The following is a 26110-nucleotide window of genomic DNA, read 5'->3' as shown; positions in this document are numbered from 1 at the left end:
ATTAGTAACGTTCTATCGTTTTTGCATCTATTTTGTCGTACTCCTTATGTGTGCCTACGAACTTTACCCAACACGCTCTAAACTCATAATTGAAGGCAACAATTAGCCTAAATTTGTTCTTGGCGATGTTAAAAACTATTCTTTCATTTCCTACATAATCAGCACCTTTAAAATCAGCAATCACCTCCTGTGGCGTATTGTAGTTAAAAGAACTCATTTTTTCGTACCAAGAAAGTAAACCAGTTTTTGAATCAGGATGCGTTTCCCAACAGTTCTTTAAAGTACTCTTTGCGATTATTCTCATAAACATACAAAGCTAACAAAAGTTCCAATATTTGGAACAGGCTTTAGGGGTTTTTGTTAGTTTTAGAATACTATCAATATTTGTTTATCCAAAACAAAACTTTAAGACTGAAAGGACAATCAATCCGGCAAAGCAAACGCCACATAAGAATCTCCACTTTTATCTCCTTTTCCTCCTCCACAGGCAATCACCACGTATTGCTTGCCTTTCCATTCGTAAACAGCTGGCGTGGCATGACCGCCCGCAGGTAATTTTGTTTCCCAAAGCACCTTTCCTGTTTTTTTGTCAAAGGCCCTAAACATTTCGTCTTCTGTAGCTCCTATAAAAATTAAACCTCCTTTAGTGACCACTGGCCCACCATAGTTTTCTCTTCCTGTAATAGGAATTCCTTTGGCGGTTAGCTCTGGAAATTCGCCTAAAGGCGTTTTCCAGAGAATCTTACCTGAGTTTAAATCAATGGCGTTTAAAGTACCCCATGGCGGGTTTATTCCTGGGTAACCGTCTTTGGTCAAAAACCTCTTATAGCCGTTCATCAGATAAGGCGTTATCAACTTTTCTTTCCCTCCACTCATTTCCTTTTTGACGCCTTTCTCCTCTTTGTCCAATAAAAAATTCACAATGGCGTCTCTTTCTTGCTGCGGCAAATGTCTAAACGCTGGCATGCCACCCTTTCCACTTTTTAAGATCTTATGAATTCCCTCTTCCGAATATTTCCCCGAAATACCAATAAGCTTAGGAAAAGCGGGAACATTTCCGCTTCTATCGGCTCCATGACAGTTTGCACAGTTGTTTGCATAAATGCTACTTCCGTTAATCTCCCCTTTTTTAAGTTTTGCCGCCTCATTAGGAATAATTTCTATGAGCCATGGCATTTCATTGGCATTGACATACATAATGCCACTTTCTGGGTCAACGGCAGCCCCCCCCCATTCTCCGCCGCCATCAAAACCCGGGAAAAGCAAAAAGGGCCTTTGCTGGCTTGGTGCCAACCACATATTGCCATACTCAACTCCCTTAATCATTTCTTTGGTTTCGGCAGCTAGCTCTGGCGTAAGACTAAGCAAATCGGATTTCTCTAAACGTTGACGCATAAAAGCCATTGGCAACGTAGGAATAGGTTGCGTTTGCGAAGGGAACTCTCCATCCATTGTATTTGCTACTATTTTCTTTTCTTGAATCGGAAAAACAGGCTCTCCAGTTGCTCTATCAAAAACGAAAACAAAACCGTGTTTTGTGATTTGTGCTATGGCATCAATCTTTTTACCATCCTTATTTATGGTAACCAAATTAGGGTTTGAAGGAATATCTCTGTCCCAAACATCATGATGAACAATTTGATAATGCCAAACTCGCTCTCCCGTAGTAGCATTTAAAGCTATTAAACTATTGGCAAAAAGGTTATCTCCTTTTCTGAATCCACCCCAAAAATCATAGGTGGCCGAACCCGTGGGCACATACACAATGCCTCGCTCCTCATCCAGTGTCAAACCCGCCCAGTTGTTTGCTCCACCTATTTTATCCACAAACTTCTCGTCCCAAGTGTCAAAACCTAGCTCTCCTTTCCGAGGAATGGTATGAAAAATCCATTCTTGCTTACCCGTTTTTACATTATATGCTCTAATGTGCCCAGGTGCTGCATCCAGACCTTCAGAAAGACGCATTCCCATAATGATCTTATCTCCATAAATAATTCCTGGTGTGTTAGAGACCACCAAAAATTGCTCTTCTGGGTCATCAGATAAACCTATTTGCAAGTCTACTTTTCCTTTGTCTCCAAAACTCAAATCAGGCTTACCCGTTAAAGCATCTACGGACATCAAAAAACTTCCTGCACTAAAAAGAATTCGTTGTGTAACGCCTTCCTTAAAATAAGTGACACCTCGGTTGGTGCCTGCCCAAGAGTTTTCTCCGCCCAAAACCTCAAAAGGGTCAAAACGCCAAATCTCTTTTCCTGTTGATACATGAAGAGCTACTAAGCTTAGTTTTGGTGTGGTGGCATATAAAATGCTATCGACAATGATGGGTTGACATTGAATCTGCGACTTTTCTGTGGCATCGCCTGTGTGATATTCCCATGCTACATCTAAATTTTTAACATTTTCTATATTAATCTCTTCCAATGAAGAATATCGGGATGCATCCTTGGTCCCTCCATAATTTTCCCACTTAGCGTAATCTGTATTTTCACAAGAACCGAAAAGTAAAAGAGCTGAAGTAAAAAGAAGAAACTGTTTCATTAGGGTTGTTTTTGAATAATATTGGCTCGATAGCACTGCTCTGAATTGATAAATAAAATCAATTTCATAGCTTTGGATAAATATAACTGATTTCTCAACAAGTGATGTTGGTTTTATTTAACGAAAGAATGGCACGATATGAGCTATAAACATGAAATGGCTTAATACAGCCCGACAACAATAATTTTCCTAATGAAAAAAAAGTTTGATTTTCGCTCCTCTCTCCCGTACGCTTTAGCTATCCTTTTTTTCCTAATCCTAACAATGAGCTACTTTAGCCCATTGCTAAACGGGAAAACACTTTCTATGCACGACACCAATATGGCCGGCGGAGCAGCAAAGGAACTGAACGATTATCATGAACTAACAGGCGAATGGGCATGGTGGACCAACTCCATGTTTGGTGGTATGCCAGGTTTTATGATAGCAGGTGCCTACCCTAACAGCCTATCTTCAAAAATTGGTAGTTTCTTTTATCAATTATTGCCTTTACCTGCCAGTCCTATTTTCTTGATGATGGTGGGCTTTTTCATTTTTATGATAAGTCTTAAAAGAAACATCTGGGTATCGGTGATTGCTTCTGTAGCTTATGCCTTTGGCACATACAATATGCTTTTTTTGGAAGCAGGACATGTTTCTAAAATTTTAGCATTGGCTTATGGCCCAGCACTGATGGCTGGTTTTATCTATGTTTTCAGAGGAAAATACATATTAGGAACATTTTTAACGGCTTTGTTTCTGAGTTTAGAACTATACGCCAATCACCTTCAGATTACTTATTACTTCATGCTCATCTTGGTAGCTTATGCTATCTATGAAGTTATAAAGCTTATTCAAGAAAAGAAGATTAATGTTCTCCCAAAAATTATCCTGAGCTTCGCTGTTGCCTTATTTGTGGGTGTGGGTATGAACTCCATGAGGCTTTGGAATAACCTTACGTATTCGGCGGAAACCACCAGAGGTAAAACAGAACTTCAGACTTCAACCGCCGGAAACGATGGTCTGGATAGAAGCTACGCATTTGGCTGGAGTTACGGTATTGATGAAACATTTAACTTAATTGTACCCAACTTAATGGGTGGTGGCTCAGCAGGGGCTCTTACAGAAAGCTCTGAAGTTTTCAAAACCTTAAATTCTGGAGGTGTAGATGTGAATGCCGCCAAGCAATTTATACAGCAATTACCGCTATACCATGGCGACCAATCTGTTACCAGCGGCCCTTCGTATTCTGGTATTATCGTCTTTTTCCTATTCTTATTAGGACTTTTCATCTCAAAAGGAAAACAGAAATGGCTTATCGCTGGCTTAACTGGCCTGTTTATTATTTTATCTTGGGGTAGTAATTTCCCCGTTTTTAATAATCTATTTTTTGACACCTTCCCAGGTTATAATAAATTTAGGGCGGTGACCATGATTCTTACCCTTGTTCACTTTCTTTTAGTTTGGGGAGCGGCTAACACCCTGTCTGATTTACTAAAAATAGAATTCACTTGGGAAAATCTAAAAAAGCCTATTTACACCACATTTGGGGTAATTGTGGGCTTGATGTTTTTGGGTTATTTCATGGTTGATTTCAATTCTCCAAGAGACCAAAACTTTGTTGCCGGGCTGTCGCAATCTCTAGGAAATGATTTTGCTCAAAGGCTATTAAATGCTTTAAGGGAAGACCGTAGTTCGATGGCCTTAAATGACATTTACAGAGGCATCATTCTTTTAATTTTAACTATTGGAGCCGTATTTTTACGGAAGAAAAACAAAATCAATGGTTTGATTTTTGGAATTATTGCCGTGGTACTTGTGATGTTTGATTTCATTTCTGTCGACAAACGCTATTTCAATAATGCTGATTTTGAGACGAAAAGGTTTAACACACAAATATTTCAACCTACACCCGCTGATCAACAAATTTTAGCCGACAAAGACCCGAATTTCCGTGTTATAAACTTAACTACAGGCTTCTGGTCTGACGCTCGCGACTCTTATTTTCATAAGTCAATTGGTGGATATCATGGAGCAAAACTTAAGAAAATACAAGAGCTCTATGAGTATCAAATGATTAAGGATGGTAGATTAAACATGCCTGTCTTAAACATGCTGAACACAAAATATTTCATTAATAATGGACCAGAAAATTCGCCAATAGCTCAGCAAAACCCTGACGCTTTAGGTAATGCTTGGCTTGTAGATACCTTAAAAGTAGTTCCAAATGCAGACGAAGAGCTTGCCGCTTTAGGAGAAGGCTTTAAGCCTGGCCAAGAAGCCGTAACACAAGAGCATTACATGCCAGAAACTAAGACTTATCAAAGAGATTCTAGCAGCTCTATAACATTGACTTCCTATGCTCCAAATAAATTGGTTTACGCTTCCAATTCTAGTAGTGAGGCTTTTGCTGTGTTTTCTGAAATCTTCTACCGAGGCAATAAAGACTGGTTTTCTTATATAGATGGTAAGCCCGTAGAACATTTAAAAGTAGATTATGTTTTAAGAGGTTTGGAAATTCCTGCAGGAAAACATGAAATCACTTTTGAGTTCAAGCCTAAGTCTGTGGAATCTGGAAAGATGATTGACCTTGTGGCCTCTGTCGGTTTGGTCTTATTGTTTGGAGCGTGTCTATTTGCCACTTTCAAAAAAGAATAATTTATCTGCTGGGTTTAATTTATGAAACCTCTGAAAGTTTTAATGATAAACACAAGCGACTCCCAAGGAGGTGCTGCCATAGCTTGTCGTAGGTTAATTGAAGCTTTTGAAGAATACCAAAATGAAGTAGAAATTAACCTTCTGGTACTTCATAAAATGAAGGAAAATAAACCCAACGTTTTTAAAACAGGTCGTTATTTGAACTTCCTACTAGAAAAAGCACATTTCTTGTTTTATGAGAAATCGAAAAAAGAGCGATTTGCTTTTTCCACCGCTAAATTTGGAACGGACATTTCAAATCACCCGCTTGTTTTAGAGGCTGATATCATTCACTTGCACTGGATAAATCAAGGGTTTCTCTCTTTAAGAAGCATCGAGAATTTACTCTCACAGGGGAAAAGGGTTTTCTGGACTTTTCATGACATGTGGCCCATGACTGGCGGCTGCCATCATTCTTATGAATGCCAAAACTATATGAACTCTTGCGGAAACTGTGACACTTTCTTAAGAAAACCTGCTGCAAATGACTTGTCAAATGCTATACTTACCAAGAAACTAAACTGGCAAAACAGAGACAAAATCAACGTTATTTCTCCCAGTTTCTGGATGGAACAAAGAATTAAAAAGAGCTCTCTTTTCAAAGAAAACCCTTATTTCCAAATACCAAATACCGTAAATGATCAAGTTTTCAAACCTGAAAAGATTGAAAAAGAATCGGGTACATTAAGAATACTCTTTGCTGCCGTGAGCATTGAGAACTATTTCAAGGGGTTTCCTCTTTTTATGGAGGTCGTATCTCAGCTAAAGCATCCGAACAAAGAAATTATAGTTATGATAGCAGGAAAAGTTTCGGAAGAAAACCTAAGGTCCCTTCCTTTTAAATATGAGCTACTGGGCGTCATAAATTCCGAAATTGAAATGGCCGCAGCATATAATAAAGCCGACGTGTTTGTTTCGGCCTCCAAAAGCGAGTCTTTCTCCTACACCTGTCTTGAAGCGGCCTTTTGTGGCACACCAGTGATTGCTTATAAAACTGGTGAAATCCCTGTTTTCATAAAGCATAAGCTTAATGGGTTTCTAGTAAACCATTATTCCATAAATGGATTTCAGGAGGCTTTTCAGTGGTTTTTTGAGAACGAAGAATCTCTTGAAACCGATAAGGTTAATCTCGACAATTACAATTACAATTCGGTTTCTACAGAAACTTTAAAAGCTTATAAAAATGCTGTCTGAAACTATAATGAAACTTCTCTCCTTTAGCTTTGGCAAAAAAAAATACCAAGGTTTATATAAAAAACTTTATAGTCTAAGTTTACGTGGTTTAAACTATGGTATTGTTGACAGTGGAGAAGAGAATGTTTTGCGAAAACTATCCCTGGAAATGTCCAATTCAAGAGAGCCCTTAGTTCTTTTTGACATAGGTGCCAATGTAGGAAAATATGCCTTAACGCTCTTGAAAAAATTTCCTGAAAATGCCAGAATATTCAGTTTTGAACCCTCGCCAAAAACCTTCCTAGCACTCAAAAAGAACGTTAATTCCAAAAGAGTGAGCCTATTTAACGTTGGATTAGGAGACAAAAACGAAAAGATTAACTTGTATTCTGTTGGTGACAATACAACATTAGCGTCCGCTTATCAAAGAGAAACTGATCAAAACAAAACCGTTAATATTGAAAAAATAGAAATCATTACACTAGACGACTTTTGTAAAGACAACAGCATAGGTAAAATAGACTTTATGAAAGTGGATGTAGAGGGCTATGAAATGAATGTTTTTAAAGGTGCCTCTGAAACTATTAAAAACAGAAAAATTAAAACAATACAATTTGAATTCGGCGGAACACAAATCCAGCCTAGAATTTTTATAAAAGATTTTCATGCTTTACTCTCTCCTAATTATAATTTGTTCCGAATTTTAAAAGACGGCCTAGAGCCAATTGGAGAATATAATGAGCGTTTAGAGAATTTCAACTACTCCAACTACCTCGCCATTTTAAAAAATGAAATCTAAAAAAATTGATGTTGTGCCTTTTGGTGGCTTGGGCAATAGAATGCGAGTCTTAAATTCTGTAGGAAGTCTACAGAAGAAAACAGCATGTCAGATTGAACTCATCTGGCTGGTTAAAGCAGAGCTTAACGCACCGTTTTTTAGTTTGTTTAAGAGTGCCGGCTTTCCATTTACTCTTGCCAGTGGTATCAAGTATCAACTCTTTTTAAAATTTGTAAAGCATATTTTTATAGAAAGATATACGCCCCTTTACAGGTCTATCCTTGGTCTGTTTTACGACTTGGTTTTATTTGATGAAGACCTTTTAAACATTTCCGAGACAGAGTTACTAAGCCTAGTGGAAAATAAGAGACGAATTCTGATTGGCACTTGCTTTCCGTTTTTCACTTTTCCTTCTTTCGATAATTTTGTTCCTTCAGAAAATGTCCTTCAGAAACTCAATTCATTAAGTCTGCCCAAAAATCTTATTGGAATTCATATAAGAAGAACAGACCACGTAGAAATCATTAAGAGCTCTTCCCTGGATGCCTATGCTAAAGCAATAGAAATGGAGACTTTAAAAAATAACGATAGCTTCTTTTACTTGGCAACAGACGACTACGAAGTAAAAGGTTATTTTAAAAATAAACTCAAAAATAAGCTCATCACGCAAGACTTTGAACTATCCAGAAGTTCGGAAACTGGAATAGAAAATGCCTTAATAGATATTTTGGCATTGTCGAAATGCACCACACTAATCTGCAATTCAAAAAGTAGTTTTGTGGTGACCGCACAGCGAATTGGCGACACCAAAGAAATAATAGAAGTATGAAAAGAATAATAAAACTTACCAAATTCGCTTTAGCCTACTTAGGATTCTATCCCGATCAACTCTTCGAAAATATAAAACAATTTCCCTCTTTTATAAAAGACTTAGGCGATTTTAAAAAAAGTTTCAAAGGCAAATACACCGATTGGAAATTTAGCTACTACCCTATTCTTATAGACAAAAAAGACCAAAGCGGTAAAGCCAGAGGCCAGTACTTCTACCAAGATTTATTTGTAGCAAGCTTAATTTATAAGGCTGAGCCCAAAAGACACATTGATATTGGTTCTAGAATAGATGGTTTCATTGCACATCTTGCATGTTTTAGACACGTAGACGTCATGGATATAAGGCCGCTGAACTCCAATATTCAAAATGTTGATTTTATACAGGCCGACTTAATGAAACCTGCTGCCGACTTAAAAGACAGCACAGATTCTCTTTCTTGTTTACATACCATAGAACATTTTGGGCTTGGAAGGTATGGAGACGACATTGACCCTGATGGTCATTTGAAAGGACTTGAAAGTATGTATCAAATCTTACAAAAGGGTGGTACGTTTTACTTTTCTACTCAAATTGGCCCGTCTATGGTGGCCTTTAATGCTCATCGCGTTTTCAGCGTATCATATCTCTTATCTCTATTTGAGACAAAATATGAGCTTCTCAGCTTTTCATACATTGATGATAATGACGTCTTGCATCAGAAAGTAGAATTGACTGAACAAGGTTTGGCCAATAGTTTCAACTGTAAATTAGGCTGTGGTATTTTTGAGCTTAAAAAGTTATGATACTTTCTTTAGTAACTTATCCACTATACTGTTTAGATCTGGTGAAAAGTTCATCTTATAGATCAGTAAGATATAGGCTCCACCCAATATCACAGAGCTATAAACTAGGGTTAAAAACTTTTCAAAGACATTGCCAGTAAAAACTGGCAAAAAGTAACCTATAAGCGTCAAACAAGTACCAATTAACACGATATAAAGCAATCGTAAATTATAAGGGTGAACCTTGAAAAAACGCCAAATAAGGTAGTTCCTGGCCGAGTTATAGTAAACGATGGACAAAAAAGCAGCAACTGCAGCTCCATTAAGTCCATATTTAGGTATCAAGACGTGGTTAAGTAGGAATAGCAATCCTACAAAAGTTAAAACCAACAAAGAATCCAATTTGTAATGCTTGGAATATGCCAGTATTAAAGAATTTATTCCAGAAGCTAAATCGTAAAGTTTAGCGAGTCCAATAATTAATAGTACATATTTTCCTGCCGCATACTCTGGCTTGATAAAAGAGAATAAGAGATCCACATTTACCCAAACCAGCATCAAAAGCCCGGTTCCAAAAATAAGCTGGGTCATACTACTTTTTGTAAATATCTGTTGGATTTTATTGAAATCGTTTGCTTTCATGGCATCCAAAACAATGGCGGTAGATGCTTTCATGCTCACGTTATAAGAAATGGTCATCACGCTTCCGAAAAGCAAACAGGTGTTATAGATTCCTGTTTGACCTAGACCCAAATAATCATAAACCATCAGAGTGTCTAACTTTGTAATGACGATAGAAGACAAACCCGTAACCACACTAAAGCCTGCGAAACGAAAAAACTCCGCTTTAAAATCAGACTTTAAGAAATGCTTATCAGGCTTCAAAGAGAAGCCATCCAAATTGGTTATGTGAACAAACATCAGCACTGTAGGCAATGAAATACCAATAACCCATAAAAGAACAAAACGATCGAAGTCAACCCATTCAAAAATAAATATGATAACGGCCAACAGAATTAGAAATCGCTGCAGAAACTGGCTTAGAACATTCCCCCGAACAGTATCATAAAGGCCCTTGGCGTAATTGTCAAAAAGATTAAACAAAGCCACAAAAGCGGTAATAGGAATAATATAATAGAAGTACTTCTTAAAAAGGGTGTTATCTCCTACAGAAGACTTTACGATTTGCTCTTTAAAAAGATACAAAATCAAAGAACACAGTAGCATTCCTATAAAAAAAACGACCAATCCATTGAACAAATACCCATGATGTTTTCTTTCAGCATTTCTGAAAAACCCAAAATATTTGATACCAGAACTATTGTAACCCAAACTGGCGACAAACACTAGAATGAACATCCAGCTCATTAACATGGCCAAAAGGCCATTTTGCTCAACGGTTAAAAAGTTAGGAATTAGAAAGGCTTGAGTTAGTGTACCAACCAACACCCCAACATAGGAATAAATGGTGCCTAGAATAGTTTGTCTTTTAATAATTGTCATTCGAATTGAACCAAATAAATAACATTTGCAGCTGAACTGTAAAGAGATAACAGAAAAGATCCCTAAATAAACCTTAAAATCCTTTTCTTTGTCATTTCATAAAGGACGTAAACATTTTCTAATTTCTAAATCACTTGAATACTTTTCATACTCCCATTTTGATTATTACTTTCAATCGTATGGACTGTGTTGTTGAATTGATTCAACGTTTAAAGTCCCTCCGACCGCCCAAAGTTTATGTATTTTCTGATGGAGCCCGTATTAAAAACGAGAATGAAAAGAAGTTAATCCATGAAATAAGAGAATTTATCACCTCTTCAATTGATTGGGATTGCGAAGTTGTTACAAAGTTCAATAAAGTAAACGAAGGTTGTAAATATGGTGTCAGTAACGCCATCAGTTGGTTTTTTTCTCATGAAGAATCGGGGATAATTCTTGAAGACGATTGTATTCCTAATCATAGTTTCTTTCATTTCTGCGAAGACCTTCTTTCAAAATATAAATCTGATGAGACAATTATGCACATAGGGGGCACAAACCCACTTAAGCAAATCGAAATTGACACGGATTATTACTTTTCTTATTTCAACAGAATTTGGGGATGGGCCTCTTGGAGTAGGGCCTGGTCTCACTTTGACCCAGAGATTAAAGATTGGCCGATGTTAAAACAAGAAGGAGTCCTTCTAGATTTTTTTGACAAAAAGACTGCAAATCATTATACTGAAATTCTTGATGATGTTTACGAAAACAAAATAGATACTTGGGATTATCAATGGTTCCTATGTAGACTAATAAAGGGCTTAGCCATCATTCCCAAAAACAACTTAGTTTCCAATATTGGTTTTAATAAAAATGCCACCCATACTAAAGACTCTAATTCCATATATGCTTCATTGAATACGATAGAAATAAACTTCCCATTAATTCATCCGCCTACCTCAAAGAGGCATGAAGAATTGGATAAGGAGTGGGAGAAGGAGCTTACAAAATCAAGCTTAATAAAAGAAATTAAAAAAATCATTAAAAAGGTGCTAAAATGAAAATTGGTATTTTAACATTCCATGAGGGGCTTAATCATGGAGGCTTCTTTCAGGTTTATTCTACGTATACTTTTTTAAAAGAAAAGGGACATGATGTGGAGGTCATTAATTACAAGAATAGGACTCATTTAATAAGAGAATTTATCACTCAATTTGCCAGAAAAAATCCAAGAATCCTATGGTCAAATATCGGTAAATTCCGAAGTTTCAGATCTGACCTAAAGACGATAAAGCTGTCTCCCTTTTCTACTAATATAAATAAAATCAATACTGGCGAATACGATGTCATTGTTGTAGGAAGTGATATAGTGTGGAATTATCAGTGGAGTTTTCTCGGCAAAGATCCAGTCTATTTTGCAAACGGTTTTCCATATAAAAAAATCATTTCATTCGCTCCAAGTTGTGGTGGTGTGGACTTAAGTCTTCCAGTCCCTGAATTTGTGGATGGCCTTAAGAATTTTGACAAAATTTCAGTAAGGGATAACAAAACAGCAAAGCTAGTTGCTCAAACAACTGGCACAGAACCCTTAATTGTTCTTGACCCCACATTTATCATTGATTTTGAAGGTCATGAAAAGAAAATCGACATAAAAGGCGATTATATTCTTGTTTATGCTTTCCGTTTAAACACGGGAGAAAAAGAGGAGATTATTAAATTTTCAAAATCCCGGAACTTAAAGTTAATTGCTGTAGGCTATTACCAAAGCTGGTGTGACATAAACCTTACTTCTATTGGGCCTTTTGAATGGTTATCCTATTTTAAACATGCCACATTTATTATTTCAGGAACTTTCCATGGTAGCCTTTTTTCCATAAAGTACAATAAGAACTTCGCTATCAGTAATAACCCAGGAATAGAAAGCAAACTTGAAACAATCTTAAAAAAAATAGATCTTACTGATAGAGTTATTTCCTCGACTAGACCTTTAAACACAATTCTGGAAAAGGAAATAAACTATATTTCAGTAAACGAAAAGCTAAATCCACTAATAGCTGAAACCTGTAAATATTTAGAGAATGGCATCGAAGATTAAGAAATACCTCCCTAAAGGAGCCTATACATTACTCCGAAAGATTTTTCTTATCAAAACGCTTTCTGGGGAATACTTTAAGGACTTCAAAAGATATTTACGCCACTCCAGTATACTATCTGTAAACACTAATGATAAGTTTCTTGGACGTGTATTGGCAACCTATCATGTCGTTGAAAAGGGCTTATCAATGCCAGAAAAAAGAATGGGATTTGGTCGTGAAAATATCATTTCTCTTTGTGAATTAATTAAAGAAGGTCAAGAAAATAATTTAGGCCATACTCTTGAGATTAAAGCAGCTGTGGCCAGTATCAAACAGTATTATGATGAACATGAAAAAGACCACTTTGGGTTAGAAGAATCCGTTCAAACTGCTCTTAATTCTATCAAAAGGTATTTCTCCGAGGACTCTGCTGACTATGGGGGAAGTAAATCTATTACTTCTAAAGAGCTTCTTAAAAGCTGGCAAATCGATTTCCCAAATTTTATCAAAACCAGACATTCCATTAGAAACTACGCCAATAAAGAAGTGGACATAGCCCTTATTAAAGAAGCAATTGAATTAGCAAACTATTCCCCCTCTGTTTGTAACAGACAATCGTCAAGGGTAATAGTTATTAGGGATAAGGAAAAGATAGAGCAAGCACTTCGGTTTCAAAATGGGAATAGAGGTTTTGGACACCTTTGTCAGGTTTTATTAGTTGTCACCTCCGACCTCTCCTCCTTTCATGAGTATCAAGAGAGAAATCAATGCTTTATTGATTCCGGCCTATTTTCAATGTCATTGTTATACAGCCTCCAATCCTTTGGCCTTGGTGCTTGTCCTTTAAATTGGTGTTGTACAACTACCAACGATATGGATTTTAAAAAAGCTTTTAGTATTCCTTCTAGATATGTTGTTTCCATGATGATAAGCGTAGGTCACCTTCCAGAACAAATTGAAGTGGCTGCTTCAAAAAGAAAAAGATCAGAATCCATTATTCTTTAACTTTTCCCAAAAACCTTTATTTTAGCACTATTAAAAAAACAACATGAAAACCACACTCCATTTCTTCATTTTCCTTACTCTCTCTATATTTTGTAAAGCACAAACATCCCAATTATTAACTCCAGGAAATACCCTTTATAGCTTTAATAACGACAGTATATATATACAAAACGGCTATGTAGGTATTGGAGCGTATCAACCAATAAGAGGTAAACTTGTGGTAAGAAACGTGCCCTTGAGTACCTATGGACTTAGTCTTGCTGGTAGTGCTGGAGGGGATGCATCTAGTAGAGTAATGGAGCTTGTTACTCCTGACTTTAATTATTTAGGCAAAACTGGCTCTGCTCTTAACTTTTTCTTTGATGACAACGCAGGAAATACTACTATGAGAATTGAGGCTTGGTCAAATGGAAAACACACTCCAGCTAACTTATCTATACAAAGCACTCCAGGTTTTTTAGGTGTTGGAACCGTATATCCAAAAGCCAAGTTACACGTCAATCAAGGGGACATCTATATAGAGAACGTTAACAGCGGATTAATTATGAAATCCCCAAATGGAAATTGTTGGAGAGTGAAGGTTGACAATAATGGAGGCTTCTCTAGCTCTTACATTTCCTGCCCTAACTAAAAACAATTCTTATTTAGCTATTCGTCAAGATTAATCACACGTCTTTTTTACTTACTTTTGCGGAACATTTCGAACGATTAAAAAGCATAAAATTCTATGGCACAATATGACGTGGTGATTTTGGGTTCTGGCCCTGGTGGATATGTAACAGCTATTAGAGCGTCTCAATTAGGGATGAAAGTGGCTGTAATTGAAAAAGAAAACCTTGGCGGAATTTGCTTAAACTGGGGATGTATCCCTACTAAAGCCCTTTTGAAGTCTGCTCAAGTTTTTAACTATATACAACATGCAGAAGACTACGGTATTAAAGTTACTAAGGCCGAGGCCGACTTTAATGCGGTTATTGACAGGTCTAGAGGTGTAGCAGACGGCATGAGCAAGGGCGTTCAGTTCTTGATGAAAAAGAATAAAATTGATGTTATTGATGGCTACGGGAAAGTTCAAACTGGTAAAAAAGTTGAAGTTACTGCTGCCGATGGCACGGTTTCTACTGTTGAAGGAAAAAGCATTATCATAGCTACAGGTGCTAGAGCACGTGAGCTTCCTAATGTACCTATCGATGGCGAGAAAGTTATAGAATATAGAAAGGCGATGAGTCTTAAAAAGCAACCTAAATCAATGCTTGTGATTGGTTCTGGTGCTATTGGTGTTGAGTTTGCATACGTTTACGCAAGCATGGGCACTAAAGTGACTATCGTAGAATTTATGCCAAGAATTGTTCCTGTAGAAGATGCTGATATTTCTAAGGAATTGGCGAAACAATACAAGAAAATGGGTATCGATATCTTAACCAACTCTTCTGTAGAGAAGGTAGATATTTCTGGAAAAGGTTGTAAGTCTACCATCAAAACCAAAGATGGTGAAGTGGTGATAGAATCTGATGTGGTTCTTTCTGCTGCCGGTATCGCTGCCAATATTGAGAATATCGGTCTTGAAGAAGTAGGCATTGCTACGGATAAAGGCAAGATTTTAGTAAACGAGTTTTACGAAACTAACATGCCTGGGTATTTCGCCATTGGTGATGTTACTCCTGGTCAAGCATTGGCTCACGTGGCTTCTGCAGAAGGTATCATTTGCGTTGAGCAATTGGCAGGTCACCATCCGCAGCCTTTAGATTACGGTAATATTCCTGGATGTACGTATTGCTCTCCAGAAATTGCTTCTGTAGGTTATACCGAAGAGCAAGCCAAAGAAGCTGGATACGAAATCAAAGTTGGTAAATTCCCTTTCTCTGCTTCTGGAAAAGCAAAAGCAGGTGGCGTGCCTGAAGGTTTTGTAAAAGTTATTTTCGATGCAAAATACGGCGAGTGGTTAGGTTGTCATATGATTGGCTCTAACGTTACCGAAATGATTGCCGAGGCAGTTGTAGCTAGAAAACTTGAAACTACAGGAATGGAGATTGTGAAGTCTGTTCATCCTCACCCTACTATGTCTGAGGCCATTATGGAAGCTGCAGCGATGGCTTATGGCGAGGTCATCCATTTATAAATTACTTTGAGCTAAGGCTCTTTTATCATATTAAACCCTGACAATGCCTATTTTTGTCAGGGTTTATTTCTTTTACAAAGACGGTATCCATGAGTACAAAGGCTAAACAAAATCTATTCTATCTTATTTTCGGCTTACTATTTTTTTCCACGACGGAGCCTTTTGTATACGCCAGCATTGATATTGACCCCTCTTGGACGGAGTCTTTGGTAATGGCCATTAATCAGAACTTTACTTTCGGTAAAGACTTTATATTCAATTATGGGCCTTTAGGCTTTTTGAATACCGCCCTTTTACCAGAAAAAGTAAGCCCTTGGTTGCTCTTTCTTTTTCACGCCTTTTTACTGCTTAACTATTTCATGATAATTAAGCTTTCGTTTCTTAAAATGGCAGAAAAATGGTGGCACGCGGCAGTCGTGGCCGTGCTCATTCTATTACCTTGGGGGTTTTTCGCAGACGTTACCTTTACCCTGTTCTATCTAATGCTCTTTTGGCTGCTGTATGTTCAGCAAACAAGAAGCACTTTAGGATTAATATTGGCCGTAGTACTCGCCATTTTGATTTTCTATATTAAGGTAAATCTGAGTCTAATTGCCTATTCGGTGCTCTTACTATCCGTCCTATATTTCTGGCTCTCAAAAATAATTTCATGGCAGGTCGCTTTATTGACTCTTGTTTCTTTGATACTACTAACGGCTAGCTTTTCATTACTGCTTAATGTCTCCATTCCTGATTATTTAGCGGCCAGCCTAAAAATTATAGATGCCTACCAAGACGGACAAGCCGTTAATATTTTAAAAATTAAAGAACTGGGCTTACTTCTCATTCTAGAATTTATCATTCTGGGTGTGGTCTTCGTTTACATCTTTAAAAACCTCGCCCATTTTGTTGACAATTTATACCTCTACATTCTAAGTGCCTTAGCCTGGTTTCTATGTTTCAAACAAGCCCATACCGCCACTGGGCACTATAATGTTTTTGGTTTTTTCCTATTCTTGCCTGTTCTTGCTGTTTTGATTTTCCTTTTTGCGAAGCACTTCAAAAACGGAGCAAGAATGGTATTTGTGGTACTCCTGCTTCAAATAGTTTCTACCCAGTTTATTCGATTGGCCATAGGGCAATACAACCTAAAAGAATACGCCCTTTTTTACTTTCCAAACCGTGTCGTTTCTGAAGTTAAGCAAGGTCAAAATGTATTTGCCTTGGCCAATACCCTAAAGTATAAAAGCCCTTACAATTACTTTTCAAAGTTTCTAAACTACGATTATCAAAAGAACTTTCAACAGGAAGAACTGAACAAAATAAGAATACTACCACAAGACATTCTTGATAAAATGGGTGGTGCTTCTGTAGATATTATGCCTTGGGAAATCTCTTATATTTTCTTTAATCAATTGAATTATAACCCAAGACCAATTATTCAAACTTACCAAGCAAACAGCGATTGGCTTGCCTATAATAACGAAGAAAAATACAACGGTAAATCGGCTCCAGATTTTGTGCTCGCCAACCTACACGACTATAGAGAACAACATCCTTTATGGATGGACAAAGGAGCTTATCTTGCTCTTAAAAGGAACTATTCTCTTCAAGATACCATTAACATGCCACAGGAGAATTTATTTCTTTTTAAACGTGATTCGGATATCTCATTGCCAGAGTATCAGGAAATTAAAAAAGAAGAGAGCCACCTATCCACTGAAATAAAGATTCCAAGTACCCGTGAAGGAGCCCTTTATCTTAATGCGGACGTACATTACAGTATTTTAGGGAAAATTGCTCGCTTATTCTTCCAACCTCCTTATTTAAGATGCACAGTCGTATATGAAGATAATACAGAAGATAATTTTAGAATTCCTCCTCCTATTTTAAAGGGTGGGATTCTGGTCAGTCAAAAGGTGACTACCGAAGAGGACTTCCTGAGGTTTGTAACCAATGGAAGCAATAAAAAAATTAAAAGCCTTACTTTTTGGAGTAAGTATACTTGGGGTTTTAAGTCAACTTTTGACTACTCCTTAGAACAAATAAAATAAAATGTCTACCTCATTCTCAGATTTCGCACTCAATAAACAGTTGCTAACGGCAATTGAAGAACTGGGATATAAAGAGCCCACTCCTATTCAAGAACAGGCCATACCGACCCTTTTATATGGTCATGACGTGTTGGGTATCGCTCAAACGGGTACAGGGAAAACGGCTGCGTACTTACTTCCCATATTAATGAAGATTAAGTATGCTCAAGGAAACCATATTAGATGCGTCATTTTAGCTCCCACTAGAGAGCTGGCCATACAAATAAATGATGCCATAGCGGATTTTGGAAAGTATACCGACATTAGACATGCTGCTGTTTACGGTGGCCTTGGTCCTAAGACTCAGATTGAAACAATACAGGCTGGTCTGGATATCATAGTTGCCACGCCCGGAAGGTTCATGGATTTATATCTTAGAGGCGTTATTGTCACCAAAGAAATTAAGTACATGGTGTTAGACGAGGCAGACAAAATGATGGACATGGGTTTTATGCCTCAAATCAGAAAAATCCTCGAAATCATTCCTCGTAAAAGGAAGAACTTACTTTTCTCGGCTACATTTCCAGAGAAAGTTGAAAAGTTTTCTCAGGAATTTTTAGAAGCTCCAGTGCGTATAGAAGTAACACCTCAAGCCACTGCAGCCAAAACCATAGATCAGCGGGTGTATGCTGCTCCTAACTTTCAAACCAAGTTAAACCTGCTGGGCTATCTTTTCAGAGACCATGAAGATATAAAAAGAGCCTTGGTTTTTTGCAGAACAAAAACGGTCGCCGACTTAGTTTTCAAGTTTCTGGATAGGAGAATTATTGGTAAAGAAAACGTAAAAGTTATCCATGCCAATAAAGGTCAAAATACAAGGATTAACTCTATCAATGCTTTCAAAGGCGGTGAACTAAGAGTGCTGGTAGCTACGGACGTTGCAGCCAGAGGGATTGACGTACAGGCGGTTAGTCATGTCATAAACTTTGACGTGCCGGTTATTTATGAAGATTACGTACATAGAATAGGCCGTACCGGTAGAGCCAACCTTGAAGGTGTGGCTATTACGTTTATGACGCCTAATGAGGAATATCACTTAGAAAAGATAGAGGAAATCATCAGAGCAAAAATACCGGTTTTAAGTATTCCGAAGGAAGTAGAATTGGTAGAAACGCCTTTTGAGGAGCAGCAAGTCATACTAAAAGAGATTGACGACCAAAAGAAAAAAGAAGACCCAACCTTCCAAGGAGCATTCCACGAAAAGAAGAAAAAAAACCTTCCTAGAGAGAAAAAACCAAAAAGATCCTTTAAAAGAAGGAAGCGTTAACAACTTTATTAACGTATCAAATAATATGACGTATAACCCGTTATATTAGGGCAATATTTGAGGTGCTTACGCTATGATATTAAGAAGTCTAATAATAGGAGTTTTAGTAATGAATTACTGTCCAACCACTGGCCAGCATGTAATTCTTAAATCCGAATCTACGAATTCAAGCTCTATAGGACTAACAGGTTCTACGCTTAATGAAGAGAACAAAGAAAAACCTAAAAGGTCTTTTGAACCCACCATGTTTAAGAGTTTAGACAATAGCATCATTCAGATGGATCACGAAGTAGTGATAGTCGGAAAAATGGCTCCTGCCGATCTAAACATTTATGAGATTGCTCTTTTTGGTGGATACCAAAAAAACCTTCAACAAATAGAAGAGGACAAATCCTTTTTAGAAAACTGCGACAAAAACTTTGAAAGCAGAGAAGCCGCGAGTCGTTTCTTTTCTGATATGGGCTGGCAATATCTCTCTGAAGGAAGCAAAGAAATGGCTACCTACAGATATAATTTGGCCTACCTGCTTGACCCACAAAACATTGATGTTTTCTGGGGACTTGGTGTAATAGAATACCAAAAAGGCGAACATAAGGAGGCTATTAAGCTCATGTCCATGGGTTTAGAATCAGATGATAATAACGCCCCTCTTTTAACCGACCTAGCTACAGTTTATATTCACTGCTACGACACAAATCGTCATAAAGTTGATTTGCCAAAGGCCTACCAACTTTTAGATAAAGCCCTTCAAATAGAGCCTACTTATGTAAATGCCTACATGCAGTTAGCCCATGCCAATCTTGTAGACGGAAAAATAGATGATGCTTGGATCAACTTCCATAAGGGTTATGAACTAAACCATACCGGTATTAATTTCGATTTACTCTCTGAGCTTCTTCTGAAAAAGCCAGACCCTATGGGACTTTTTAAGTAAATTTTAGACCTTCATTAATCCCATCAAGGCCAAATGCTGCAAAAGCATGATGGTTTTGCCATCTTTTATTTCACCTGTCTTGATCATTTCCATGGCTTTAGTAAAGGGTATCTCTAATACTTCTATATTCTCATGCTCGGCTTCATGACCTCCGCCATCGCTTACTTTCATCTTAGGCTCATATTCCGCTATGAAGAAATATAATATCTCGGTGACAGAACCAGGCGACATATAAGATTCAAATATTTTCTCCACCTTATTTATCCTAAAACCCGTCTCTTCTTCCGTTTCTCTTTTGATACACTCTTCTGGGCTTTGATTGTCTAATAGTCCCGCACAGGCTTCTATAAGCATGCCATCTTGGTTTCCATTGAGATAAGTAGGCATTCTGAATTGACGTGTAAGTATTACTGTTTCCTTTTCCAAGTTATAGAGCAAAATCACTGCTCCGTTTCCTCTATCATAACACTCTCTGGATTGTCGCTGAACTTCCCCTTTATCTGTTGTATAATCAAAGGTTAGCTTTCTAAGCGTGTACCAATTATCTGATAGAAGTTTATTTTCAATAATATTAATTGCAGCCATTTTGAACGTATTTGATTGTTTTTGTTTATTTTTGACCAAATGTAATTCAAAGAATGGGATTTGAAAAAAGAAAGAAAGAAATTTTAAGTCTGTTGGCTGAAAAAGAATTTATCACGGCCGCCAATCTTGTGGAACTTCTTGCCGTGTCTGATATCACTATACGTAGGGACCTGGCACAGTTAGAAACACAACATCTACTCAAGCGAACACATGGCGGAGCTACCAGAATAGACGAAAGCCCGATGATCAGTTTTGACATCAAATCCCCTCAAAATGAGAAGGAGAAACGGAAGATTGGCGAAACCGCAGCCCAACACATTCAAGACGGTGATGTGATTTTCATAGATTGCGGTAGCACTACTTTGCATATTTGTTCACACATTAAAAACTTGAATATTAAAGTTATTACCAATTCACTTCCCGTAGTGAGTGCTTTACAAAATACGCATGTCAAAGTCAACCTCATAGGCGGAGAACTAGACACTAAACGCCAAGCTGTGCATGGAAAGATGGCGGTAAACCATATCCAGCAATATCATGCAGATAAAGCCTTCATAGGTGCGGATGCCATAGACCTTGAAGACAATTTATGGGCAAACTCTGAAACCGAAGCCGAAATAAGCAGAGCGATGATAAATGCCTCTGACAAGGTTTACGTTTGTGCAGACTCCTCTAAAAGAGGCAGGAAAGGATATTTGAAGTTTGCGGAAAATAGCGACACCTTATCCATCATCTCATAAAAAACCCACCTCACTTTCGTAAAATGGGTAAAGGGGGTCCATAACCCCTATCTATCTGTTGATGTTTTCTCTTCTGGTTAATTAAAATTCTAAAAAATAAAGAACTCGTCGTGGACCATAAAGCTAGCCCACCACGAGAACCTCTTGCTTCTATTATTTTCGTTGCAAAAATTCAGAATTAGCATTTTCTTTATGCTCTTCCATTTGGTTACTTCTTATTTCATCTCCACCCTGATTTTCTGACCTAACGTACCGGTTTTTAGCGTTAGCACCTGTACCTCTCTTTATTCCGGTTTGTACATAACCGGTAATTTTCTCGTCGTTCTCTGAGCTTAACGTTCTATTTTTGGCATTAGCACCTGCTTCATATTTATCTGAAGGTTGTGCATACAGACTTACTTGACTTGGTTCTAGTTTCTCACTTTTCACCACCATATAATTCTTTGCTTTCGGCCCTTTTTTATACAAAGGATGTTGTGCAAAAGCCACACTAGATGAAAGTATTAGGATCAATATTGAAATGCTTTTCATAGTTGCTCTATTTTGTTGTTGAAAACTTATCTTCATTACAAAAATCAGCAATCTACTATGTATTAACAATCTAAGAATACATGTGATTTTTTAGAGTTTTTATCGCTATGATTACCATCCGTATAAATACGGATGGTCAGATCATTTTCAGCTCAGATGCTCTTTTAATAAGCTCCGCAGAATTTTTAACATTCAGTTTTTTAAGCATATTCACACGGTGCGTTTCCACCGTTCTAGTGCTTATAAAAAGCTTTTCTGCTATTTCCTTCGTCGTCAAACCTTCGGCTATATATTCCAAAATTTCGTTTTCTCGCGGTGATAGTTTCTTAACCACATCCCCTTCAATAGACATATTGTTTAGTAATAGCTCGGTGGTTTCCTGATTGAAATATTTCTTACCTAAATACACGGTTTCAATGGCCAATGACAATTCTTCTTCATCCGTGTTTTTAAGCAAATAGCCCATGGCTCCATTCCTAACACTCTGTACAATATAGTTGCCATCGTTATGCATAGAAAGCATAATTGATTTCACTTTAGGCTTTATCTTTCTAAGAATCTCAAGCACCTCTAAGCCTCCTATTTTAGGCATGGTAATATCTAGCAAAACCACATCTAGTTCGCCGCCATTTTTAAGAAACGCTATAAATTCCTCACCATCACCAAAAATACCAATCACATCCATGTTCTCCTTCTTAGAAAACATGGCTGAGAGTCCATTGCTAAACAAATGATGATCATCTACAATCGCTATTTTTATCATACTTAAAACGGTAAAGTTACTTCAATGGTAGTGCCCTCATCGGCACTGCTTATTACAAAACTACCCCCTAAAACATCTACTCTAGCTTTCATATTACTTAATCCAGAGCCACCAGAAACGGTATTAGGGTCAAAACCTTTGCCATCGTCAGAATAGTAAAGATTGACACGGTCTCCTTCATCTGTTAATACCAGAACAATATTATCTGCCTGCGAATGCTTAATGCCATTGTTAAGACATTCTTGGCTTATCCTAAACAAACAAATGTTTATCTCATCTCCAAAATTGCCGTCCTTTTCTCCACGGTGATAAATAAATTCAATTCCTGAAGACGTCAACGGCTTTAGCATCATCACCAAATTTTGCACAGATTTAGCCACTCCAAAATCCATTAACGACTGCGGCATGAGGTTAAACGTCATCCTTCTTACTTCGCTCACAGTATCGTCAATAATCTCTTTAAATTCTATCTTTTTCTCCGCTGCCAAATCTTGACTTTGAATCAGAAGTCTTAAATGAGTAAGCATGGGACCTAGACCATCATGCAATTCTTTAGAAAGCCTTAGCCTCTCCTTTTCCTGACCAGAAATGATCGCCATTCTAAGCTCTCTTTGTCTTATCGCTTCCGATTCATTAATTTTTCTTAGCTGCTCCCGCATTGAAAGCAAAGACTTTCCCAGTGTATCATTTTCACCAATTAGCCGATAATCAGCTTCTAGGTTCATTCCTCCTATTTCTTTTGAAAAATCTATGGTAGACTTAAACTTAACCACCATCTCTGCCAAAGACTCATACATTAATCTCATTTCATGACCAATGGGTCTGCCATTGACATCAAAATCATAGTCGCCCTGAGACATCCTGTCCAAATAATACTTCATTCTCAGGAGAGGACGCGTCAATGCCCCAGCTAAAAACAGGGACAAAATAAATGTAATTAAGATGGAGAGTAAAATAATAAAAATGAGGTTTCGCTTCAGTAAAATGAGCGGCTCCAATGCCTCATCGGTATCTATTTCGGACAAAATAGACCATTTAAGATTTTTAAAATGCAGATATTGAAATGCTCCATAAACCTCCACTCCTCTGTAATCCTTATAAATTCCCTTACCCTGCTTACCTTCAAAAGACTCTAAAACACCCAGTGTTCTACACTCAAAATCATACGGTGGCTTGTCTGGAAAAAAACGTGACCTGGAACGTAACCTAAAGTCTTCGCCCACTAAATAGGATTCCCCACTCTTGCCCATACCCGTTCTTTCCAGCAATATTTTCTTTATTTCTTCTCCGTCTTCAAACCGAACGCTATAGTTTCCATCTTCTACTTGCTTCACAAAAATTAAACTCAACTGACCTTGGCTCGCCACACCTGTCAGATCATAAACACCATTTAGCTTTTGATTTTTAAAAGATTCGCCAAAAATCTCCCTCAACTGCCTATTAGAAAGTATTTCGGTTTGGGCCTCAGTGTCATTAAAAGCCTTCCACTCTCTTTTTAAAAAGTCTTCAATCTGAACCCTCTTTAAACCTTTTATAGAAGTTAGCTGTAACAAAACACGCTCGTCAATAGAAGCCTTGAACTGTTGGTAAAAGAAAAGCGATACCACCAAAATAGTAGGTATAAATAGAAGATTGACTAAAAAGACAATCCAGAATTTTATGCTTACGAATTTGCTCAAAGCTTTTAAATGATTTTAGCTGAATTATTAGAACTAGTTCAAACCTTTTAAATTGCTCAATTCTGCTCTAACAAAATCCATCAACTCAGATATAGTGGATTTTGAAAAGTCAAACTTAATATCCATGGCTTCATAAATTTCGCCAATGGTACCCGTATAACCCATTTTCAACCCTCTCAAATAAGCTTCCAAGCCCTTCTTGGGATCATTTTTATAATTTCTCCAAACAGAAATAGCTCCTAGCTGTGCCATTCCATATTCAATATAATAAAATGGCAGTTCAAAAATATGTAGTTGCCCGTGCCAGCTCGCTTCCTTAAATTTCTCAAGTCCAGACCAGTCCGTTTGCGTATCAGAAAACTCCTCAAAAACCCTTATCCACTCCGCTTGTCTTTCTTCTACAGTATGATCTGGATTCTCATAAATCCAATGTTGGAATTTATCTACTGTGGCTATCCAAGGTAATACGGTTAAGATATCTTCCAAATGCTCAATCTTAGCCCTATTTAGCTCTTCTGGAGTTTCAAAAAATGTATCCCAATGTTCCATTGAAATTAACTCCATAGCCATAGAAGCTACTTCTGCCACTTCTGAAGTTGTGTTCTTAAACATACTTAAAGGCAAGTCTCTCACCTCAAAAGAATGAATGGCGTGCCCACCCTCATGCACCATGGTCACGACATCTCTAAGTGTACTTGTGGCATTCATAAAAATAAAAGGAACACCAATTTCCATCAAAGGATAATTATACCCTCCTGGGGCCTTTCCTACCCGAGACTCTACGTCAAAATGCCCCATTTTACGCATAATGCGAATGTAATCACCTAGCGTTTTATCAATTTTATCAAAGCAAGCCTCCGTTTTGTCCAACAAATCCTCTCCATTTGTAAATGGTTTCAAACCCTCTTTACCTTCTACATCTACCTTTTTATCCCATGGTCTGTAAGCCTCCAATTCTAATTTAGCCTTCCTTTCTTTCTCTGCCAGATTTAGCAATGGCACCACCGTTTCCGCTACCGATTCATGAAAATCAAAACAGTCTTGAGGGGTATAGTCAAACCTTCCTAAGGAAGCGAAGGCATAATCTCTGTAGTTTTTGAAGTCGGCATTCTCAGCCACTTTTTGTCTTAAGCCTTTTAAATCATCAAAAAGCTTATCCAGTTTAGTTCGGTCCTTTTCTCTTCTTTCGCTTATTTTTAACCACGCTTCTTCTCTTTTGGCTCGGTCTGTTCCCATCATTAATGAACCCGCTTTTTGAAGCGTCATTTCCTCATCGTCAATAATAACGGTCATCGCACCTGTGGTGGCCTGATATTCCGTAGACTTCGTCTGAATTTCTGTTACTAAAGGGATATTTGATTCTCTAAATATCTCCACGGACTTTTTCATTCCTCTCAGAGCTATGGAATAACCACTGCCTTTTAAATCCTTTAAGAAAGGACTTTCTAAGGCCTTTTTATTCAGCTTGTCGTCATAAACAGCCAGGTGGGGCTGAACTTCTGTAACAAAATATTGGTATTTTTTTTGAGCTTCTTCGTTCTTGGTGTCGCAAGTCATCTTGATATAACGCCATGCCATGTCCTCCGACAAGTATGACTCCAATTCGTCTCTATCTTTAAACCATTGTTCTAGCTCGTTTCCAGAATTTATTTCTCTACTCACTAGGTCTTCATAAAAGCCTTTTAGACTCTCCCAGCCGTTTAGCTCAAAGTCTTCTCCTAAAAATATTCTTGGCTTACGTGTTGGTATAGCTATTTGTTTCAATGTATTATGTTTTGGTCAAAAATAGTAAACGTTGTACATAGCTGGAAAGTTTGGGTCAGCTTGGGAATTGAGCCCATCCATTGCATTTTGTTAAATTTTCGGGATTAAATCGAATTTCTGACAATTTTTGCCAAGATTACGGTATCAATTTGGCGATTTGAGCAGATTAAAGACAATCAACCAGAGAGCTTGAATAGTAACGAAGAGCTTGTTAATACAAGCATAAAGGTCGTCAATTCAAACAAGAGCATATCATTCGAGTGAAAGCGAGAACAGTCCTACATTTTCAAAAGAAACCCTTTGTAAATAACGAACCTTGTTTCGCTCGGACTA

At 37.6% G+C, this 26110-nt stretch carries 22 protein-coding genes; 14 read left to right on the top strand and 8 right to left on the bottom strand.

Going from position 1 to position 26110, the window contains the following annotated elements; all coding sequences use genetic code 11:
• Nucleotide 1: 1 nt before the first annotated feature.
• Complete coding sequence (locus tag ACSBFT_RS18560; protein ID WP_463046352.1) at nucleotides 2–304, bottom strand: type II toxin-antitoxin system HigB family toxin; 303 nt, start codon at nucleotides 302–304, stop codon at nucleotides 2–4.
• Nucleotides 305–423: 119 nt separating this feature from the next.
• Complete coding sequence (locus ACSBFT_RS18555; protein WP_489601976.1) at nucleotides 424–2541, bottom strand: outer membrane protein assembly factor BamB family protein; 2118 nt, start codon at nucleotides 2539–2541, stop codon at nucleotides 424–426.
• A gap of 264 nt (nucleotides 2542–2805) precedes the next feature.
• Between ACSBFT_RS18555 and ACSBFT_RS18550 the strand changes: the two genes are divergently transcribed.
• The 5 genes from ACSBFT_RS18550 to ACSBFT_RS18530 are packed head-to-tail and all read left to right on the top strand — an operon-like array spanning nucleotide 2806 to nucleotide 8782.
• On the top strand, nucleotides 2806–5178 hold the full coding sequence (locus tag ACSBFT_RS18550; RefSeq protein WP_489601975.1) for a hypothetical protein: 2373 nt from the start codon (nucleotides 2806–2808) through the stop codon (nucleotides 5176–5178).
• Between the two features lie 42 nt (nucleotides 5179–5220).
• On the top strand, nucleotides 5221–6411 hold the full coding sequence (locus tag ACSBFT_RS18545; RefSeq protein WP_489601974.1) for a glycosyltransferase: 1191 nt from the start codon (nucleotides 5221–5223) through the stop codon (nucleotides 6409–6411).
• Nucleotides 6401–7189 (top strand): FkbM family methyltransferase, encoded by a 789-nt coding sequence (locus tag ACSBFT_RS18540; protein ID WP_463046348.1) that lies wholly within the window; start codon nucleotides 6401–6403, stop codon nucleotides 7187–7189. The genes ACSBFT_RS18545 and ACSBFT_RS18540 overlap by 11 nt, the downstream gene beginning before the upstream one ends.
• Nucleotides 7179–7997, top strand: coding sequence for an O-fucosyltransferase family protein (locus ACSBFT_RS18535; protein ID WP_463046347.1), 819 nt, complete (start codon nucleotides 7179–7181; stop codon nucleotides 7995–7997). Before ACSBFT_RS18540 ends, ACSBFT_RS18535 begins: the two co-directional genes overlap by 11 nt.
• Nucleotides 7994–8782, top strand: coding sequence for a DUF268 domain-containing protein (locus ACSBFT_RS18530; protein ID WP_489601973.1), 789 nt, complete (start codon nucleotides 7994–7996; stop codon nucleotides 8780–8782). Before ACSBFT_RS18535 ends, ACSBFT_RS18530 begins: the two co-directional genes overlap by 4 nt.
• Here the strand turns inward: ACSBFT_RS18530 and ACSBFT_RS18525 are convergent.
• Nucleotides 8777–10264, bottom strand: a complete 1488-nt coding sequence (locus ACSBFT_RS18525) for a lipopolysaccharide biosynthesis protein (RefSeq protein ID WP_489601972.1) — start codon at nucleotides 10262–10264, stop codon at nucleotides 8777–8779. The two genes, ACSBFT_RS18530 and ACSBFT_RS18525, sit on opposite strands and share 6 nt — an antisense overlap.
• Before the next feature lie 179 nt (nucleotides 10265–10443).
• On the opposite strand from ACSBFT_RS18525, the gene ACSBFT_RS18520 reads away from it, so the two are divergent.
• From ACSBFT_RS18520 to ACSBFT_RS18485, 8 genes are all read left to right on the top strand, one after another.
• The gene (locus ACSBFT_RS18520) at nucleotides 10444–11304 is read left to right on the top strand and encodes a nucleotide-diphospho-sugar transferase (protein WP_489601971.1); all 861 of its coding nucleotides are present in this window, start codon (nucleotides 10444–10446) and stop codon (nucleotides 11302–11304) included.
• Entirely contained in the window at nucleotides 11301–12338 is a 1038-nt protein-coding gene (locus tag ACSBFT_RS18515) for a polysaccharide pyruvyl transferase family protein (RefSeq protein WP_489601970.1), read from the top strand. Before ACSBFT_RS18520 ends, ACSBFT_RS18515 begins: the two co-directional genes overlap by 4 nt.
• Nucleotides 12322–13323 (top strand): nitroreductase family protein, encoded by a 1002-nt coding sequence (locus ACSBFT_RS18510; protein WP_489601969.1) that lies wholly within the window; start codon nucleotides 12322–12324, stop codon nucleotides 13321–13323. Before ACSBFT_RS18515 ends, ACSBFT_RS18510 begins: the two co-directional genes overlap by 17 nt.
• Before the next feature lie 43 nt (nucleotides 13324–13366).
• Nucleotides 13367–13954 (top strand): hypothetical protein, encoded by a 588-nt coding sequence (locus ACSBFT_RS18505; protein ID WP_489601968.1) that lies wholly within the window; start codon nucleotides 13367–13369, stop codon nucleotides 13952–13954.
• Between the two features lie 96 nt (nucleotides 13955–14050).
• Complete coding sequence (gene lpdA / locus ACSBFT_RS18500) at nucleotides 14051–15442, top strand: dihydrolipoyl dehydrogenase (protein WP_463046342.1); 1392 nt, start codon at nucleotides 14051–14053, stop codon at nucleotides 15440–15442.
• An 89-nt stretch (nucleotides 15443–15531) separates the two neighbouring features.
• A complete protein-coding gene (locus tag ACSBFT_RS18495; protein ID WP_489601967.1) occupies nucleotides 15532–17475 on the top strand; it encodes a hypothetical protein in 1944 nt (647 codons plus the stop codon).
• A 1-nt stretch (nucleotide 17476) separates the two neighbouring features.
• Nucleotides 17477–18781 carry a DEAD/DEAH box helicase gene (locus ACSBFT_RS18490; RefSeq protein WP_489601966.1) on the top strand — a complete coding sequence of 435 codons (1305 nt, stop codon included), beginning with the start codon at nucleotides 17477–17479 and terminating at the stop codon, nucleotides 18779–18781.
• Between the two features lie 109 nt (nucleotides 18782–18890).
• Nucleotides 18891–19715: a tetratricopeptide repeat protein gene (locus ACSBFT_RS18485; RefSeq protein ID WP_463046339.1), complete on the top strand. Its 825-nt coding sequence runs from the start codon at nucleotides 18891–18893 to the stop codon at nucleotides 19713–19715.
• 3 nt (nucleotides 19716–19718) lie between these two features.
• On the opposite strand, the gene nudK is transcribed toward ACSBFT_RS18485, so the two are convergent.
• Nucleotides 19719–20300: a GDP-mannose pyrophosphatase NudK gene (gene nudK / locus ACSBFT_RS18480; protein ID WP_489601965.1), complete on the bottom strand. Its 582-nt coding sequence runs from the start codon at nucleotides 20298–20300 to the stop codon at nucleotides 19719–19721.
• 53 nt (nucleotides 20301–20353) lie between these two features.
• On the opposite strand from nudK, the gene ACSBFT_RS18475 reads away from it, so the two are divergent.
• Nucleotides 20354–21040 carry a DeoR/GlpR family DNA-binding transcription regulator gene (locus ACSBFT_RS18475; protein WP_489601964.1) on the top strand — a complete coding sequence of 229 codons (687 nt, stop codon included), beginning with the start codon at nucleotides 20354–20356 and terminating at the stop codon, nucleotides 21038–21040.
• A 153-nt stretch (nucleotides 21041–21193) separates the two neighbouring features.
• Here the strand turns inward: ACSBFT_RS18475 and ACSBFT_RS18470 are convergent, their stop codons facing one another.
• From ACSBFT_RS18470 to ACSBFT_RS18455, 4 genes are all read right to left on the bottom strand, one after another.
• The gene (locus ACSBFT_RS18470) at nucleotides 21194–21571 is read right to left on the bottom strand and encodes a hypothetical protein (protein ID WP_489601963.1); all 378 of its coding nucleotides are present in this window, start codon (nucleotides 21569–21571) and stop codon (nucleotides 21194–21196) included.
• 136 nt (nucleotides 21572–21707) lie between these two features.
• Nucleotides 21708–22334, bottom strand: coding sequence for a response regulator (locus ACSBFT_RS18465; RefSeq protein ID WP_463046335.1), 627 nt, complete (start codon nucleotides 22332–22334; stop codon nucleotides 21708–21710).
• A gap of 2 nt (nucleotides 22335–22336) precedes the next feature.
• On the bottom strand, nucleotides 22337–24013 hold the full coding sequence (locus ACSBFT_RS18460; protein ID WP_489601962.1) for an ATP-binding protein: 1677 nt from the start codon (nucleotides 24011–24013) through the stop codon (nucleotides 22337–22339).
• 33 nt (nucleotides 24014–24046) lie between these two features.
• Nucleotides 24047–25777 (bottom strand): M3 family oligoendopeptidase, encoded by a 1731-nt coding sequence (locus tag ACSBFT_RS18455; protein ID WP_489601961.1) that lies wholly within the window; start codon nucleotides 25775–25777, stop codon nucleotides 24047–24049.
• Nucleotides 25778–26110 lie beyond the last annotated feature (333 nt).

This window comes from Arcticibacterium sp. SM2516 (assembly GCF_057914865.1).
This window is presented reverse-complemented; position numbering and strand designations above follow the sequence as displayed.

Coding starts and splice junctions, on each gene's coding strand:
- ACSBFT_RS18525 (WP_489601972.1), bottom strand. CDS start 10,264: ATGACAATTATTAAAAGACAAACTATTCTAGGCACCATTTATTCCTAT.
- ACSBFT_RS18530 (WP_489601973.1), top strand. CDS start 7,994: ATGAAAAGAATAATAAAACTTACCAAATTCGCTTTAGCCTACTTAGGA.
- ACSBFT_RS18545 (WP_489601974.1), top strand. CDS start 5,221: ATGATAAACACAAGCGACTCCCAAGGAGGTGCTGCCATAGCTTGTCGT.
- ACSBFT_RS18540 (WP_463046348.1), top strand. CDS start 6,401: ATGCTGTCTGAAACTATAATGAAACTTCTCTCCTTTAGCTTTGGCAAA.
- ACSBFT_RS18555 (WP_489601976.1), bottom strand. CDS start 2,541: ATGAAACAGTTTCTTCTTTTTACTTCAGCTCTTTTACTTTTCGGTTCT.
- ACSBFT_RS18520 (WP_489601971.1), top strand. CDS start 10,444: ATGGACTGTGTTGTTGAATTGATTCAACGTTTAAAGTCCCTCCGACCG.
- lpdA (WP_463046342.1), top strand. CDS start 14,051: ATGGCACAATATGACGTGGTGATTTTGGGTTCTGGCCCTGGTGGATAT.
- ACSBFT_RS18485 (WP_463046339.1), top strand. CDS start 18,891: ATGAATTACTGTCCAACCACTGGCCAGCATGTAATTCTTAAATCCGAA.
- nudK (WP_489601965.1), bottom strand. CDS start 20,300: ATGGCTGCAATTAATATTATTGAAAATAAACTTCTATCAGATAATTGG.
- ACSBFT_RS18550 (WP_489601975.1), top strand. CDS start 2,806: ATGAGCTACTTTAGCCCATTGCTAAACGGGAAAACACTTTCTATGCAC.
- ACSBFT_RS18490 (WP_489601966.1), top strand. CDS start 17,477: ATGTCTACCTCATTCTCAGATTTCGCACTCAATAAACAGTTGCTAACG.
- ACSBFT_RS18465 (WP_463046335.1), bottom strand. CDS start 22,334: ATGATAAAAATAGCGATTGTAGATGATCATCATTTGTTTAGCAATGGA.
- ACSBFT_RS18515 (WP_489601970.1), top strand. CDS start 11,301: ATGAAAATTGGTATTTTAACATTCCATGAGGGGCTTAATCATGGAGGC.
- ACSBFT_RS18470 (WP_489601963.1), bottom strand. CDS start 21,571: ATGAAAAGCATTTCAATATTGATCCTAATACTTTCATCTAGTGTGGCT.
- ACSBFT_RS18510 (WP_489601969.1), top strand. CDS start 12,322: ATGGCATCGAAGATTAAGAAATACCTCCCTAAAGGAGCCTATACATTA.
- ACSBFT_RS18505 (WP_489601968.1), top strand. CDS start 13,367: ATGAAAACCACACTCCATTTCTTCATTTTCCTTACTCTCTCTATATTT.
- ACSBFT_RS18495 (WP_489601967.1), top strand. CDS start 15,532: ATGAGTACAAAGGCTAAACAAAATCTATTCTATCTTATTTTCGGCTTA.
- ACSBFT_RS18560 (WP_463046352.1), bottom strand. CDS start 304: ATGAGAATAATCGCAAAGAGTACTTTAAAGAACTGTTGGGAAACGCAT.
- ACSBFT_RS18535 (WP_463046347.1), top strand. CDS start 7,179: ATGAAATCTAAAAAAATTGATGTTGTGCCTTTTGGTGGCTTGGGCAAT.
- ACSBFT_RS18475 (WP_489601964.1), top strand. CDS start 20,354: ATGGGATTTGAAAAAAGAAAGAAAGAAATTTTAAGTCTGTTGGCTGAA.